This window comes from Alphaproteobacteria bacterium, assembly GCA_016699305.1.
Classification (GTDB): Bacteria; Pseudomonadota; Alphaproteobacteria.
On sequence record CP064970.1, the window covers coordinates 1,342,490 to 1,357,472 of the forward strand.

Consider the following 14,983-nt stretch of genomic DNA (forward strand, 5'->3'; position numbering starts at 1 on the left):
CTTTTTTGCTCACCCACCCCACAGCGAGTCATGCTCGCCCCCGCCTACGCGAGAGCAGGCTCCTGCGGGCATCCATCACCCGCCATTTACGCTAATATTGAATCTCAGACTCTTTTCTGAAGCAAAGCATCATCGCCCGGATAATCGGGAACAACGCCAGAGAGCCAAGGGCGGTTATCCGCGCAGGCGGAAAGTCCAAGCTACCTCGTTTTGAGACAGGCTGCACGCGCTGCGGGCCGCCGCTGCGCCGACCGGCATGGTCAAAGGCGCGCTGCGGTTGACGCTGATCGCCGCAAGACCGGTCGAAACGCTGCCGCTGACCTGCCGTTTGGTGGCGTTGGAATGTTCCTGCACCAGACGCGCGCACACATCGGCAGGCAGGCTCTTAAAGCGCAGCACATAACTGGCACCCAGCCCCTCCACCGTCACGCTGCCGCCACCGGCCCAAACGCCGGGCGCGCTGCGATGCCAGGGATGGTCGATCACGCCCTCGGACTTGCCCAGATCGCGTCGCCAGGCCTTAATAAAGGCCCCCGCTTGGTCCAGGGCCTGCGTCACTTGTGCCTCATTCCCCGATAGCCCCATTTGGCCATAGGGCGAACCACGCACGGCCTGAGGCAGGCTGACAAATTGTCGATCGGCCAATGTGAAATTCCGGTCCGATTGCACACCATCGGTGTACAGATACCATCCCCCGGCCAACACACCGCCCAGGATGATCAAAACGATCAACGCGCGCAGCAGATCGAACCCCGCATTGCGGTGGGCGGAACGGGAAAGATGCGGTCCAGACATGGCAGATATCCTTTATAAAGTTTCAAACGCTTGACAGTTCTGACCCCTTCAGTAAAAAGGCCGCCAACGGAAGATCCGAAGGCGGCCCTTTCCTATACCTTCACCAAGGCATTAGCCGCGTAGGCGAAATGTCCAGGTGACGTCATTAGTCGCCGCGTTGGCACACTGCCCGGCAGCTGTAGCAACCGTGACCGCCGTCGTCGCGTTCCTAAGATCAATACCCCCAACCTGCAACAAACCAATTTGCCCGGTTTGCTGGGATGAACGCGTGATCATGTTGATGCACGCTTCACGAGGAAGTCCGCCAAAGGTCACCGCAAACTCTTGGCCGCTTGCACCTTGAGCCACACAAACGGTTCCAGCACAGCCGCCAGCAGCAGTACCAGCTGACCATGGGTGATCAAGTAGGCTATCTACGACGCTTGATCCACTACGGCGCATCTCGACAGGAAACACCCCAGCTTGATTGAGCTGGAGCACGGTAGGTGAGCCGAAAGTTCCCTGATTTGCATACAGGCTGCGCACGTTCTGCACGATCTGCAGCAATTGCTGATTGCCTTTGCCCGCACGCCAGTTTTCATACACGGCAGCGGCGGCGGCCCAGATGCCACCGATGATGAGGCCCACGATGCCAAGAACGATGGCGGCTTCAACCAAGTTGAAGCCCGCCTCGCCACGACGGCGGCCTAGGTTGAGGGAAGTCTGCATAAGAAGATCTCCTTTCCAGATCGTTTGTTCGTCCACGACCAATAAAAGCCTCGTTGATGAGGGCTTCCTCACCTAAGCCTTGCCTCTTGCAAGGAGTGCCCAAGCGAGGGTGCCGGAGGTGTTTTCTGCACCCCCAGATTCGGTCCCTTAGTATAATCAAGCCATTGTCGCCCGCAAGGGGGATCTTATTGAATTTCAATCCGCATCCGCCAAGTATCGTCTATGTATCTGATTTGCACCACAGGTCTTTGGTATTCACAGATTGTTAAAGTTCCTTGTTTGTCATTTTCGTTTCAAGCCTTGGTGCTTTCGCTTGGGATGCGCGCGCGCATCGCCTATACTCGTCCGGCAAACCATCTATGGAATCAAAGCGCGGGACGTGATGAGCGAGACGGGTCACAAAGATTTTCTGCATTACGATGTGATGGTGGAAGAAGCGCTGCGCGCCGTGGTGCGCGAGGCCTTGGCCCGCGTGGCCAAGCACGGCCTGCCGGGCAAGCATCATTTCTATATGTCCTTCCGCACCGATTGGCCGGAAGTGGTGATGCCCGATCATCTGCGGGAGAAACACCCCCAGGAAATGACCATCGTCCTTCAGCACCAGTTTTATAACATGGTCGTGGGCGATGACGGCTTTTCCGTCACGCTAAGTTTCGGCGGCAAGCACGAGGAATTGTCCGTGCCGTTCGGCGCTATCACGGCCTTTGCCGATCCTTCGGTGAAATTCGCCTTACAATTCCAGGTGCGGCCCGCGCCGCAGGTCGTGGGGACAAAAGCCCCGCGCGGTGCGGCCAAGCCCAAAAGCGAAAAATCCGCCAAGCCCGAAAAGAGCGGCGAAGTCATCAGCCTGGATCAGTTCCGCCGGAAGTGACCCGCGCCGCCGCCGCCTTGTGCAGCCGCGCATAGCTAAGGGCCGGGATCAAACGCCCGACGAATGAAAACAGGCTGTGCCTGTCCATCCACAGGGCATAGCGCACATAGTCGTCATCGCGCGACAAATGACGTTCCTCGGTATAGGCGCGCAAGGCGTAAACGATATTCACGCCCAGCAATAATAGGCTGTGTCGTAAAGCCAATTCCGGATCGCCGCCCGCGACAAAGGGCACCGAGACCAGCCACCAAAAGGCGTTCTTGGACAGATAGGCCGGATGCTTGGTCCAGGCATAGGTGCCGTTGGTGACGATGCCGCGATGGGTGAGATTGGAGAAACGAATGCCAAAGGCAAAGGTGCTGGCGGCATAAACGGTGGTCAGCACCAATATCGCGCAGCCCCAGACCACGCGCATTTCCGGCCAAGGCGCAAGCCAACTATCCCAGACCAACGCATCGTGATAATCCAGATAGGGCTTGAACACGCCGTCAAAGAACGGCGCATAACAGGAAACCGCCACCGCCCAACCCAACAAGCTCGGCTCGACCGAGCGAATATGGCTGCGGAACAGCTGTAGGGCAAAGATGTATCCCACCGCCGCGACGCAAACCTCGGCGGTCATCATCAATTCGAAGATCAGCTTGTGGAATTGCGTGTATTCCGTGGGGCTTGCCGTTTGAAACAGTAGGGTCCACAGCCCGTTCATTCCACGCAGACTTTGCACAAACATCAAAGGCAAGAAGAACCCCTTGACCATCCAGCCCAGCAAATGGGTGCGCAAGATCGCCCGATCCGCGCTGCCCCAATTCAAGATTACAGCACGCCCCAAATGCCAATATGCGTCATGGGGATCGTCCATGCACATATCCGTATAGACGATATAGGCCAGCACGACCAAAAGGGTGCCAAGGCCCGCGATTCCCTGCAGCGCCCCGAAATACGGTTTGTAATAGGGTTGGTGATAGACCGGGAACAGCCAATACACGAAGCTCAGTGCCCCTAAGGTGAAGGCCAGGCCCACCAGCTTAAAGGCCAAACGCGCGCCATCGGGCATGCGCTGTGGGCGCGGCAGGCCCTGGCGCACCCATTCGCCAAGACCCGTCAGAAACCCACATGCCAAAAGGACCAGTAGGCAACTGGCAGCCTCGCCCAATCCCGCAATATTTCGATAATGACCGAATACAAAGAATCCCGCCGTCCAGACCGATACCCCCCAAGGCAACATCCACCAGCCGACGCAAGAACGTGGCTTGATGGGCGAACCGCTGGGTTTGGATGGGCTGGCTACCATCACCGTGCCTTGGTGGCGGCGACAACGGCGCGATGATCCGCGCCCACGGCATCTTGGATCGAGCCGTAACCATCCCGGCGCAACAGTTCCGCCACGTCATGCTTGATCTGGCCGACCAGCCCGGCGCCCTTATAGATCAGCGCGGTATAAAGCTGCACCAACGAAGCTCCGGCGCGAATCTTGGCATAGGCCTGCGCGCCGTTGCCCACGCCGCCCGCGCCGATCATCGGAACCTGGCCGTGGGTGAGTCTGTACATATCCGCCAAAAGCTGCGTGGAGGCGTCGAAGAGCGGCGCGCCGCTAAGGCCCCCCGGCTGATTGACCATAGAGGCCGGCAGCTCGGGAGAACGACTCACCGTGGTGTTGCTGACCACCAGCCCGTCTAGCCCTGTCGCCAAGGCGACATCGGCGATATCTTGACGGCCTTGTTCGTCCAAATCCGGGGATATCTTGACCAACAAAGGCGGTTGACGCACCGCGCTTGCGCGGGCCTCTTTCACGCGCGCGATGAGCGCAGCCAAATCCTGCTTATTCTGCAAGCCGCGTAGACCAGGCGTGTTGGGCGAAGAGATATTGACCACGACATAATCGGCCAGCGCCGCCACGGCCTTCATCCCCGCCACATAATCGGCGAAATCGCCATCGGGCGTCGCACCCTTGTTTTGCGAGATATTCGCTCCCACCAGGCCGGGAGTCACGCCGCGTTCACGAAAGGCATGCAGATTGGCGGTGAAGGCTTCCAGACCAATATTGTTGAAGCCGAGGTGGTTGATCAAGGCACGCTGGCGGGGCAAGCGAAAGATGCGCGGACGCGGATTGCCCTCTTGCGGACGCGGCGTCACCGTGCCGGCCTCGACAAAGCCAAACCCCATGCGCAGCAGCGGCAACAGGGCCTGGGCGTTTTTATCGAACCCGGCGGCCAGTCCCAGAAAATTCGGGAAATCCAGACCCCATAGACGCTGAGCCAAAGCGGGGTCGTCTTTGCCATGCGCCACCGGACCAAAACCGCATTGCAAGGCAGCGATGGTCACCTCATGCGCCGATTCGGGAGGCAAAAGATGCAAGGCAGAGACGATAAAGCGATTGACGATCGACATAGCCGGACACCCATTCCAAAGAAAGCCGTAAGACGCGCCTGTCACAGGCGCTTTGTTGTAATCCGGAGGATAGGGCTTTGTCACGTCCCGCGAGAAAGACTTTGTTTTCGTGGTTTTTGCGGTGCGGTATAGGGATATCACCGCCTTATCGTTCCGGGCAATACATATTATCATGTTATAATACAGTGTGTTATGTGATTTTTTGTACTTGTTCTATCTCACGAATGGGTCGTATATTGTGCGGTGCGGGATGGCGCGTTCTTGCCGTTTCGCAACGCTTTTGGCGTTTCCTCCCTGAACTGGCCGTGCCATATCCTGGCGCGGCCTTTTTTCATGCCTCAAAAAGGCTTCACGATCACCAAAATGACGATTCCGATCATCAGGACCGTCGGCGCTTCGTTGATGATGCGATAGAAACGCGCGGGGCGTGTGTTCACATCGCTTTCAAAATCACGCCGCCAGCTGGACAACATGCCGTGCAAAACCGTCAGCAGCAGCACCAAGGCGATCTTGGCCTGCATATGGCCTTGCTGTACCAGAGCGGGATTCAGATGCAGCAGCCATAGGCCAAAGACGTAACTGGCGATCATGGCCGGGTTCATGATGATGCGCAGCAGGCGGCGTTCCATGGTCTTGAAGGTCTCGGACTGAACCGAGCCTTTCTCGGCGGCGCAGTGATACACATACAAGCGCGGCAAATAGAACAAACCCGCCATCCAGGCGATGACGCTGATCACATGCAAGGCCTTGATCCATTCATACATGAACGGCGTCCTCCACCAATTGAGCCAATCCCGCGATGAAGGCGGGGGAAGTGCCGGGCGTGGGCACACGAATAAAGGCCGACGATCCGGCCTCTAAAGCCAAGTCGCGGCCTTCCATGTCCAACTCGACCAGGGTTTCCGAATGCTCGCTGACAAAGGCGATAGGCACCACAATCACCGGCGAGCCTTGGCTTCCCGCGCGGCGCAATTCCGATTCGGTCGAAGGTCCGATCCAGGCCAAAGGGCCGACCCGGCTTTGATAGCACAGCACGCTGTCGAGATTTGGAATATCGGCCAGGCTGTGCCGTAAGGCCGCCGCGGTGGACTCGCAATGCTTTGGATACGGATCTCCTGCCGCGACGATCTTTTCCGGCAGGCCATGCGCGCTGAACAAGATTCGCGCCGTCTGATGCCCCTTTGCGCGCAGTTCTTCCCACGCTTTGCGCACGCCTTGCGTGAGCGCCTCGATCAGGCCAGCTTGAGCGGGATAGGCGTCAACGGCTTGCGCGGGAATATTTCCAAGGCCGCAAAGCCGCGCGTGATGCGCCCAGTCGTCCAGGCTGGATTGCGTGGTGGTGGTGGAAAATTGCGGATAAAGCGGCAAAAGCACGATGCGTGAGGGCGCGAAATCTGCCACTTCACGGGCAGCTTGCGCCGCGCGTGGCGCGGCATGGCGCATGGCGATAAAGACGCGCACATCTTGCCGGGTTCTTTCGCGTAAGAGATTTTCAAGCGCTTGGGCCTGGGCCTGGGTTTGCGCCAGAATGGGCGAACCGCCACCAAGCTTGGCATAAATCTGCCGCGCCACCGGCGCGCGGCGCGCAGCGATCAGATGCGCCAGGGGAAGGCGCAACCAACCGGGCACGCGCAAGATGGCCGGATCCGAAAACAGGCTCAGCAAAAAAGGATGAACTTCGGCCAAATTGGCCGGACCGCCCAGATTGAACAGGATCACGGCCAGACGCTGCGTGTCAGCCATGCGCGCGCACCAAATCCACCAATTCGGCAACATGCTCGGGCGGGGTTTCCTTGATCACGCCATGGCCCAGATTGAAGACCATGGGTCCGCTGCCCAGATGTTCTAAAATGCGCTGCACGCCCTCGCGCAAGGCCGCGCCGCCTGCCAATAACGCCATCGGGTCCAGATTGCCCTGAACGGGTAGGCGCGTTTGCAGTTTATCGCGCGCAAAGGCCAGGGGCACGGACGAGTCCAAGCCCAAGGCCGTCACCCCAGTCTGGTCGGCATAAGATTCGATCATCAGCCCCGCTCCGCGCGGAAAGCCGATCACGGGCACATTCGGAAAGCGTACCCGCAGCATATCGGCGATTCGGCGCGTGGGCTGAATAACCCAAGCGTCAAAGTTTTCAGGCGGCACCAAACCGGCCCATGAGTCGAAGATTTGAACGATATCAGCCCCCGCCTCGATCTGCGCAATCAAGTAATTCGTGGTGGCCTCGACCAAGACATCCAGCAAAGACGCCAGACGCGCGGGGTTTGCATAGGCCTGGGACCGCGCTTGGCGAAATTCGTCCCCGCCTTTGCCTTGCAGCATGTAACAGGCCACCGTCCAGGGCGCGCCGGCAAAGCCGATCAAAGCCACGCCCGGATCTAGCTGTTCTTTCACCTGACGCACGGTTTGCATGATCGGCGCGGTGCGCTCGGCAAAACGCTGCGGATTAAAAACCGGCGGCAATTCTCCAAGTGGTTGAAGCAGGGGACCTTGCCCTTCGTGAAACTCCACCCGTCCGCCCAAGCCATGGGGCACCATCAAGATATCCGAAAATAAGATCGCAGCATCCAGGCCAAAGCGACGCACAGGCTGTAGGGTGACCTCGGTCGCTAAATCAGGCGTCAGGCACAGATCCATAAACCCGCCCGCTTTTTGACGCAGTTGCCGGTATTCAGGCAAATAGCGTCCTGCCTGACGCATCAGCCAGATCGGCACAGGGTGTGCGCTCTGCCCGCGCAAACTATCCAGAATTTTCTTTTCCATTTATTTATTTATAGATTGTAGGAGATAGTGGATCCCTGTGGATCCTGGGGACAAGGTCTTATCTACGCTCTTGTCCCAGCTTCATCAACACCTAGATTCCCGCTATGGGGCATATGCGGCCAAAGATGAAAACGGGATAGATTTATTTTATGCACGTTACTCACAGCGCGTATTCGTCCCCAGGCATGGAATCGGGAGAGAGCGAGACAGAGCGGGGATGAAATCGGCCCTATCGGGTTAAGGGCCTGGTTCTCAACAAGTCATGTGCAAGACTCAAGGTGAAAAATGGGGATAACTTCTGCGGCTCATCTCCGCCGAGCTTTGCCAAAAAGAGCGGGGCTTGTGATCATTGGCCTGACCGGCGGAATCGCGGCGGGAAAGAGCACGGTATGCGGCATGTTTCAAAGTCTTGGCATTCCGGTGCATGATTCGGATCGAGCTGTGCATGATCTTTTGTCGCCCAAAGGGGCCGCAACGGCCAAAATAGCCCGCGCCTTTCCCGACACGCGCTTGGCGCAAGGCGGGATCGACAGGGCCGCGCTGGGTCGTTTGGTGTTTTCCGACAAAGCGTCTCTGGCGCGGTTAGAGACCATCTTGCATCCCCTTGTCCAGAAGGAACAGGCGCGGTTCTTGCGCGACTGTCGGCGCAAAGGCCACCGCATGGCCGTGCTGGATATTCCCCTATTATTTGAAAGCCATTCGCAAGACCGCGTGCATCATGTGCTTTGCGCGCATGCGCCGATGGAGATTCGGCATCGACGCGCCTTGCGTCGTCCCGGCATGACGCCCCAGAAATTGGCCGCCATCCAGGCGCGTCAATGGTCCGATGCGCGGCGCATCAAAGCCAGCGACGCCGTCTTATCCACGCATGAGGGCCGCGCCAAGACCTTGCGCGAATTGAAGCGTCTTGTCAGTCTATGGGGATGAGAGAGATCATCTTTGATACCGAGACGACCGGCCTTGACCCGGCCCAAGGCCACCGCGTCATCGAGATCGGCTGCGTCGAATTGATCGACGGGCGCGAGACGGGCCAAACCTATCAAGCCTATCTCAACCCCGAACGCCCCGTGGATCCGGATGCCTCGGCGGTCAGCGGCCTGACGGATTCCTTCTTGCGCGACAAGCCGATTTTTTCGCAAATCGTGGACGAGTTCCTGGCCTTTATCGGTCAAGACCGTTTGGTGGCGCATAACGCCATGTTCGATTTGGGATTCGTGAATGCCGAGCTAAAGCGGCTGGGGATGGACACATTACCCGCCTCGCGCATGGTGGATACCTTGACCTTGGCGCGTCAGCGTTTCCCCGGTTCGCCCGCCAGCCTGGACGCCTTGTGCCGCCGCTTTGAGATCGATCTATCGGGCCGTGGCAAGCATGGCGCGTTGTTGGACGCCCAGCTTTTGGCCCGCGTTTATCGCCGCCTGGAACAACGCGACGACCAGATGAACATGATGGCGTCCTTGGATAGTTCCCAAGAAGGAACGGATGGACGAGCGCCCCGATCATGGACCGAGATGACGCATGGTGCGGCGCGATCCCCCCGGCCTCACCATCCCAGTGCCGAGGAAATCACCGCCCATGAAACTTTTCTCGATCAGATCAAAGACACGTTGTGGAGAAAAAAAGCGATTTAACATAGCCGGTTGTACGGATTTTCTTGTTAAGATATTTGAAAGAGAATATAATGATTCATGTATGAACGGGGTCGGAGAATTCGTGCGGCGAGGGGCGCCGACGGCCCGCCATCTTGGTAACCGCCCATCTCGTTAACCACAAGGAGAGTACGATGACCATGAAATCTGATGTCTTAAGCCAAAGCCTGACTCTGGCGGCAGTTGCGGTTGTTTTGACCGCAGCCATGCCTGACCTGTCATGGGCGCAGAATCTGAAGGGTTCGGTTAGCACGATTGAAGGAGGCATCACACGTCTGCCTGTCGTTGTCTCGGGCCTGATCTATATCCTGTCGGCGGTCTTCATTATGACGGGTGCCTTGGCACTGAAGAAGCATTCCGAAAACCCGGGTTCGACCCCGCTGTCTTCGGGTCTGACCAAAATGGGTCTGGGTGGCACATTGGCCGCCGTGCAGCCTGCCATCGGTTGGATTCAGAGCAGCTTGTCGACAAGCGGTACGGCCACCGGCATTGGTAAGATCCTGCCGCCCATCGGTGAGGGAAATTGATCCCGCAAAGATGAAGAGATGAGCGGTGTTCGCTAATAAGCAAGATTGGTGACATGGCAAGTCAAGGAGCATACATGTTGGGAGTCGGGCGCAAGCCTGACTCCCAATTCTTTCAAGGAACCCGCGCCGATTGGCAGACCCTGACGGGGGCTGTGATGGAGCGGGATGGGCATGTCTGTCAGGTTTGCGGCTTTGTCTCGCGCCGTTTTCAGAAAATTCGCCGCGTCGAGGGCGCAAAGGGCCGTGCCGCCGATTCGTGGATGACGATTTGTCCGCAATGCGATCAATGCCTATCACTGGAAAGCGTGGCGGGGATGCGTTCGGGGACCTTGATATGGCTGCCTGAAATTAGCCAGGTCGAACTGAATCATGTGACCCGCGCCCTGTTGACGGCGCGCACACATCCTTCGGCCTCTTCCGAATTGAAGGCTGCCGCGAAGGCGGGATACGACTCTCTTTTAACACGCCGTGGCGATGCCAAGCGACGATTGGGCACGGATGATCCGGCCATTCTGGCTTGCGTGATGATGGAAAATATGGACGATGCCGCCTATGCCGCGCGTGCGGCCAAGCTGGAGGGCGTGCGTTTATTGCCGTTGGAGCAGCGCCTGATCCAAACGCCGACCGGCCCACGAGATCAATATCCCGCTCTTTTGGCCTGGTGGCAGGACCGCGAAGGTCCCTTCGAGGGCTTCGCCCCGTCATCCTGGGCGGGTGCCTTGCAAGGCCGCGTCGGCAGCGCGTGACACAGCGCTTTTTCTTTCCTGTGTGAGATTTCTGTGATTCAGCGCCAGCGTGAATCACAGGTGATGGACTCCCGCCTTCGCGGGAGTGACTCCCGTGAGAAATGGAAATGACATTTCTACAAGCACTCGATGCGTTTTGTTGCTCTGCCCTCTGGGCGAGTCATGCCCGCGCAGGCGGGCATCCATCACCTACCCTTGCCGTTGGCGCTGGGGTTCAGATTGGGCATGAATGCACAACCGAAAATCCCCCATCCTTCTCAATAGCCTTGTGCCCCTGTGCGCGGTTTACGCGCTCTTGCGGCGTTCGGCCTCTGCGGTGACGACGGTGGCTTCGCGTAGGCGTGAGAGCGAGTCTTCCAGACGCACCAGCATGCCTGAGAGCGAAGCGGCAAACGCATCTTCATGCGACTGCAAGCTGGCGCGCGTTTGATCCAGGCGGCGTTCCAGGACTTGCGACATGTCGGACAATCGCGTGATGGCGTCTTCGCTGACATCGCGCGCCAGGCTGCGGCTGCTGTCGAAACGCAGTTCCAGGGCCTGCAAGCCGTCGATACCGGCCTTGATGTCGTTCAGTCGCGTTAGGCTGCCATTGATCTGTTCGCCAAATCCGGTCGAGGCGGCCTTGAATCCGGCGGCAAAGGCGCTGACATCCTCAAGCGCCACGCGCGCCTGATGACGCAGGCCTTCGCGCATGGACTCGAAATTCGACAATGTGCCGTTCAGCGCGCCCATCAACTGTTCGATGTTCTGCTGGATATTGCCACGCACGCTGTCGGTCTGTTGCTTGATTCCGGCGGTGGCCACCAGGATTTGGCCTTCGGCGCGCTGCGCGCTTTGCACCAGGGCTTGGGCCTGCGCATCGACATCGCCGCCCACGCGGCGCAATTCGTCGCGTACTTCGCCCGCCTTTTGCGCCAGACGCATCATGTTTTGCTGCATGCTTTGCGTTTCTTCGCCCAGACGCTCGCCCACTTGGCCCATGCCCGAGGCAACCAGATCGCGCACCCCCACGAATTTGTCGGACAAAGCGGTGATGGTGGCGTTGGCGTCTTGCGCCCCTTCGCCCAATTTGCCGCGCTCGGCCGCCAGACGGTCCAGCGCCTCGGTCAAGGAACCGATTTGGCCTTCCACGCCTTGACGCCATTGATCGAAGACCTGGTTGGATTGTTCGCTCATCTTGGCCAGACGCTCGACCTCTTCTTGAAGGCGGGTTGCTGCCGCCGCCGCCGAGCTGCCCAGCTGGGTTCCCATGCGTTCGGCCTCGGCCAAGGTCTGGCCGATGGATTCGCGCAGCCACCCGGAAGATTGCGCCGCCTGATCGAAGACCGAGCGCAGCGCGGTGGCGTGACGCTGGGCCAATTCCTCGACCTCGCTGGCGGCGCGGCCGCCGTCGTCGCGCAATATCTGCACCAGCTGTAGAGCCACGTTTTGCGTGGTGCCCAACCGCTCGGCCAAGCTGGCGACATGTTCGCCGGCTTGGATGCCGCTGACATCGATCTCGTTGATCGCGGTGCGCGACGCTTCGGCGCGCGCGCGGATATCGTCCATGCGTTCCAGAGCGCCCGCAACGGAATCCCGAACGCGGACGGCTGTATTGTCCAATTCGCTTTGCAGATTCTGCAAGACTTCGACCTTGTCGCGCAGATCATGTCCCAAACTGGCCAATGCGCCTTGCGAGGTTTGGGCCAGGCTTTGCACGTGTTCGGCCTCGGTCTGCGCCTTCTCGCGGTGCTCCACCAATTGCTGCTGCATCTCGGCCAAGCGCTGTGCGCCCGATTGCATATGCGTGATCCATGCCTCGCCCTGGTCGCGTGCCGAGCGGTGTATGCCGTCGAAAGCCTGCCCCAAATCTGACGCCGCGCGTAAGGTGGCGCGCAGACGATCCTCGATCTGGCCGATCTGACCCACAAGTTCGGCTTCGCGCGTGCCGCAGGATTCGCTGGCCAGACGCAAGGCCTCTTCGGCTTGGCGGGCGCGAAGCGCCAGTTGATTGGCTTGGGTTTGCGCCTGCGAGCCGGCATCGTTGATCATGGCCCCGATTTCGCGCGCCGAGCGGGTCACGCCGTCTTGCAGGTCGGACAGCTTGACGAAGGAGTCGCGCACGCCGCCCAGAACGTCGTTCAAGCGCATCTGCCAATCGCCCGCGCCGGTTTCGAGCGTCGCGCGATGCGAGTCGATCTCGCCAAGGGCCAGGCCCAAACGGTGCAGCACGCCGCCAAAGGATTCGCCGGCCTGATCGAGACCCATGACGTTGTGCGCCACTTCCTCGCGCATGGCGGCCAGGCGACTGAGCGTCTCGCCCAGGCTGGCGGTGATGCGCGACACCTTGTCCTCGGCCCCGTCCTGGGCTTGCAGATGCCGCAGCTGCAAAGTCTCGATCCCTGATAGCCACGCTTGCAGGCGTTCGTCGGCATGCTGCAACAGGTCGCGCAATTCTTGTTGGCGCGGTTCGAGTATGGAGAAGGAGTCGTGCAGACGCTGCCAGTCGGACAAGGCGGCATTGGCCCCGTCTTTGGCTTTGGAGCCGTCCTCGGTCAGACGATAGGCCAGATCGTTCAGCGCCTGGACATGGGTCACCATCTTGCCGTCGAAGCTGGACAGGCGCGCCAGAGTCTGGTCGGCCCCGCCCAAGCTTTGCGCCAAGGCGTCAAGGTCGGTGCGCAGATTTTGCGTGCGGATCTGCAGCGTGTCTTGCATCTTCTGACCGGTCACATTCACCGTTTGCGCGGCTTCGCGCATTTCCGTTTGCGCCTGACGCAGGCCTTCGAACAGCTGGGTCAGCTGAATTTGTGTCGTCGCGCCGACTTCGGTCAGATTGACCACGGCTTGGCGCGCATCGTCGGACCACGCCCCGGCCTGACGCCGCGCGGCGGTCAGCGACTCGCCCAGGCGTTCCGCCAATTGGTTGCACGACATATCGATCATGGCGCGTAAGGTGGCTAAGCTTTCCAACAAAGGCTGGAGCTTGTCGCTGGCCTGCTGCGCGCTGGTGCCGACATTCTCGCTGCCCTCGGTCAGGCGCACCAAGATAGATTCCAATGGCCCCAATTGCTTGTCCAGACCCTGCTGAGTCTGACGCAAGGAGTCGCCCGTGGACTGCAGTGTGGCGGCCAGGCGTTCCGCCGAACCGCCCAGCTGCGTGGCCAGTGCCTCGCCCTGGGTGTTGGCCTGGCGCACCGTATCGGCATAATGGCGCAAGGTTTCCGTGGTGCGCTGGGCCAGACCGCCCATGGCTTGTTCGATCTGGGTGCCCAGCTGGCCGACGCTGTCGGCGGCGCGCGCCACCAGGCTTTGCAGGCTTTCCTGACGGCGTTCGAATCCGTCTTCCACCTTGCCCAGCTGATCGCGCATCTGGGCCGCGACCTCGGCATAATCCGACAAGCGGCGCTGCAACTGACCGGCGGCGGTCAGGCTGCGTTCGCCAAAGGCTGAGACGGTGGATTCAAGACCCGCCAAGCGCTCGTCGAGATTGATGCCCAACGAGACAACCCGCTCGGCCACCTGGGCCTCGCTGCGCAAAAGGTTTTCGCCGATGTTCTCGACGGTTTGTGTGCTTTCGCTGAGGCGCGCGCCAAAGGTGGTGCCGACGCGCTCAAGCGTATCGGCCTGCGATTGCAGGGCCGACAGGCCGCGAGAGAGAATCTGTTCGATGGCCGATGATCGTTCGATGAATCCGCCCGCTCCCTGTTCGACGGTCTGTGTCGCTTCCTGGAGATGCCCGGCCACCGTGCGCGCGGCATTGAGCAAGGCGGCTTCGCGCATGCTGATGTTCTTGGCCATCTCGTTGCAGCGTTCGAGGCGCGAGTCCATAGTCTGCGCCAAGGCGGCGGTCACACGCTCGACATCGGTCGTGACACTTTGGCCGCGTTCGTGCAGACCGGTACTTAGCGCGTCCAAAGCGCCGAGCTGGCTTTGTAAGCGATGCTCGATATCGCCCAGCTGTGCCGCAGTATTCTGGGTGCGGATATCCATCTCGGCCACTACATCCAGCAATGATTTGCGACTGGTTTCTCCCAGCTGCGCGATATCCTTGACCTGGTGACGCAGGTGTTCGAGCGCCTCATGACTGCGTCGCTGACTGGCTTCGGCAATTTGTTCGAACAACTCTAGCTGCTGTTCGAGATTGTCCGTGAAAGCCCTCAGACGCTGTATGGCTTGGCCTTGGCCGCCCAGCACCACGTTCAGCTGACGGCGCAAAGGTTCGATGGCGTCGCGCACGTCATTGGCGCGCATGAAAAAGGCCAGAACCAGCCATACCATCGCCATCGGAGAGAGGATCAGGGATACCGCCGCCGAGAGAAAGGGCAAGGTCAAGGAAGACGAGGGCGCGCGCGCCACATAAATCGCCGCCAGGGCCAACCATAAGCCGCACAGGCCGACTGCCGTCCAACTCAACAGAGTATGGGTGTCTGGCTTGCTGGGTCGCGCCTGCGGTGTAGCGATGCGCACCTGCGAAGGAGAGCCGGGACGTGGGGGAAGGCCATTATTCATGGAGGTCATCCATTACGTTTTAGGAAAGACATCGAATTCCGCTACGTCAC

13 protein-coding genes are annotated in these 14,983 nt (G+C 59.6%); 5 read left to right on the top strand and 8 right to left on the bottom strand.

The window, feature by feature from the left end; translation table 11 throughout:
- Window positions 1-174 precede the first annotated feature (174 nt).
- Window positions 175-795 (bottom strand): hypothetical protein, encoded by a 621-nt coding sequence (locus IPI58_06380; GenBank protein QQR68473.1) that lies wholly within the window; start codon window positions 793-795, stop codon window positions 175-177.
- Window positions 796-906: 111 nt separating this feature from the next.
- Window positions 907-1,539 carry a hypothetical protein gene (locus tag IPI58_06385; GenBank protein ID QQR68474.1) on the bottom strand — a complete coding sequence of 211 codons (633 nt, stop codon included), beginning with the start codon at window positions 1,537-1,539 and terminating at the stop codon, window positions 907-909.
- A gap of 346 nt (window positions 1,540-1,885) precedes the next feature.
- Here IPI58_06385 and IPI58_06390 point away from each other — a divergent pair, with 346 nt between their 5' ends.
- The gene (locus IPI58_06390) at window positions 1,886-2,374 is read left to right on the top strand and encodes a hypothetical protein (GenBank protein ID QQR68475.1); all 489 of its coding nucleotides are present in this window, start codon (window positions 1,886-1,888) and stop codon (window positions 2,372-2,374) included.
- Here the strand turns inward: IPI58_06390 and IPI58_06395 are convergent.
- The 5 genes from IPI58_06395 to IPI58_06415 all read right to left on the bottom strand — a co-directional run bounded on the left by IPI58_06395 (window position 2,346) and on the right by IPI58_06415 (window position 7,520).
- Window positions 2,346-3,665, bottom strand: coding sequence for an isoprenylcysteine carboxyl methyltransferase (locus IPI58_06395; protein QQR68476.1), 1,320 nt, complete (start codon window positions 3,663-3,665; stop codon window positions 2,346-2,348). The genes IPI58_06390 and IPI58_06395 overlap by 29 nt on opposite strands.
- Window positions 3,665-4,762, bottom strand: coding sequence for a quinone-dependent dihydroorotate dehydrogenase (locus IPI58_06400; protein QQR70065.1), 1,098 nt, complete (start codon window positions 4,760-4,762; stop codon window positions 3,665-3,667). The genes IPI58_06395 and IPI58_06400 overlap by 1 nt, the downstream gene beginning before the upstream one ends.
- Before the next feature lie 338 nt (window positions 4,763-5,100).
- Window positions 5,101-5,526, bottom strand: coding sequence for a protoporphyrinogen oxidase HemJ (gene hemJ, locus IPI58_06405; GenBank protein QQR68477.1), 426 nt, complete (start codon window positions 5,524-5,526; stop codon window positions 5,101-5,103).
- A complete protein-coding gene (gene hemH, locus IPI58_06410) occupies window positions 5,519-6,505 on the bottom strand; it encodes a ferrochelatase (GenBank protein QQR68478.1) in 987 nt (328 codons plus the stop codon). The genes hemJ and hemH overlap by 8 nt, the downstream gene beginning before the upstream one ends.
- Window positions 6,498-7,520 (bottom strand): uroporphyrinogen decarboxylase, encoded by a 1,023-nt coding sequence (locus IPI58_06415; protein QQR68479.1) that lies wholly within the window; start codon window positions 7,518-7,520, stop codon window positions 6,498-6,500. The genes hemH and IPI58_06415 overlap by 8 nt, the downstream gene beginning before the upstream one ends.
- A gap of 342 nt (window positions 7,521-7,862) precedes the next feature.
- Here IPI58_06415 and IPI58_06420 point away from each other — a divergent pair, with 342 nt between their 5' ends.
- The 4 genes from IPI58_06420 (at window position 7,863) to IPI58_06435 (ending at window position 10,442) form a co-directional block, all read left to right on the top strand.
- On the top strand, window positions 7,863-8,447 hold the full coding sequence (locus IPI58_06420; GenBank protein ID QQR68480.1) for a dephospho-CoA kinase: 585 nt from the start codon (window positions 7,863-7,865) through the stop codon (window positions 8,445-8,447).
- Complete coding sequence (gene dnaQ, locus IPI58_06425) at window positions 8,444-9,151, top strand: DNA polymerase III subunit epsilon (protein ID QQR68481.1); 708 nt, start codon at window positions 8,444-8,446, stop codon at window positions 9,149-9,151. Before IPI58_06420 ends, dnaQ begins: the two co-directional genes overlap by 4 nt.
- Window positions 9,152-9,303: 152 nt before the next feature.
- Window positions 9,304-9,696: a hypothetical protein gene (locus tag IPI58_06430; protein ID QQR68482.1), complete on the top strand. Its 393-nt coding sequence runs from the start codon at window positions 9,304-9,306 to the stop codon at window positions 9,694-9,696.
- A 74-nt stretch (window positions 9,697-9,770) separates the two neighbouring features.
- Window positions 9,771-10,442: a type IV secretion protein DotN gene (locus IPI58_06435; GenBank protein QQR68483.1), complete on the top strand. Its 672-nt coding sequence runs from the start codon at window positions 9,771-9,773 to the stop codon at window positions 10,440-10,442.
- A gap of 285 nt (window positions 10,443-10,727) precedes the next feature.
- On the opposite strand, the gene IPI58_06440 is transcribed toward IPI58_06435, so the two are convergent.
- Window positions 10,728-14,933, bottom strand: coding sequence for a hypothetical protein (locus IPI58_06440; protein QQR68484.1), 4,206 nt, complete (start codon window positions 14,931-14,933; stop codon window positions 10,728-10,730).
- Window positions 14,934-14,983: the final 50 nt, after the last annotated feature.

Excerpts from the sequence above, each read along its gene's own strand:
- IPI58_06380 (QQR68473.1), bottom strand. The coding sequence starts at position 795 with ATGTCTGGACCGCATCTTTCCCGTTCCGCCCACCGCAATGCGGGGTTC.
- IPI58_06390 (QQR68475.1), top strand. The coding sequence starts at position 1,886 with ATGAGCGAGACGGGTCACAAAGATTTTCTGCATTACGATGTGATGGTG.
- IPI58_06395 (QQR68476.1), bottom strand. The coding sequence starts at position 3,665 with ATGGTAGCCAGCCCATCCAAACCCAGCGGTTCGCCCATCAAGCCACGT.
- IPI58_06400 (QQR70065.1), bottom strand. The coding sequence starts at position 4,762 with ATGTCGATCGTCAATCGCTTTATCGTCTCTGCCTTGCATCTTTTGCCT.
- hemJ (QQR68477.1), bottom strand. The coding sequence starts at position 5,526 with ATGTATGAATGGATCAAGGCCTTGCATGTGATCAGCGTCATCGCCTGG.
- hemH (QQR68478.1), bottom strand. The coding sequence starts at position 6,505 with ATGGCTGACACGCAGCGTCTGGCCGTGATCCTGTTCAATCTGGGCGGT.
- IPI58_06415 (QQR68479.1), bottom strand. The coding sequence starts at position 7,520 with ATGGAAAAGAAAATTCTGGATAGTTTGCGCGGGCAGAGCGCACACCCT.
- dnaQ (QQR68481.1), top strand. The coding sequence starts at position 8,444 with ATGAGAGAGATCATCTTTGATACCGAGACGACCGGCCTTGACCCGGCC.
- IPI58_06430 (QQR68482.1), top strand. The coding sequence starts at position 9,304 with ATGACCATGAAATCTGATGTCTTAAGCCAAAGCCTGACTCTGGCGGCA.
- IPI58_06435 (QQR68483.1), top strand. The coding sequence starts at position 9,771 with ATGTTGGGAGTCGGGCGCAAGCCTGACTCCCAATTCTTTCAAGGAACC.
- IPI58_06440 (QQR68484.1), bottom strand. The coding sequence starts at position 14,933 with ATGAATAATGGCCTTCCCCCACGTCCCGGCTCTCCTTCGCAGGTGCGC.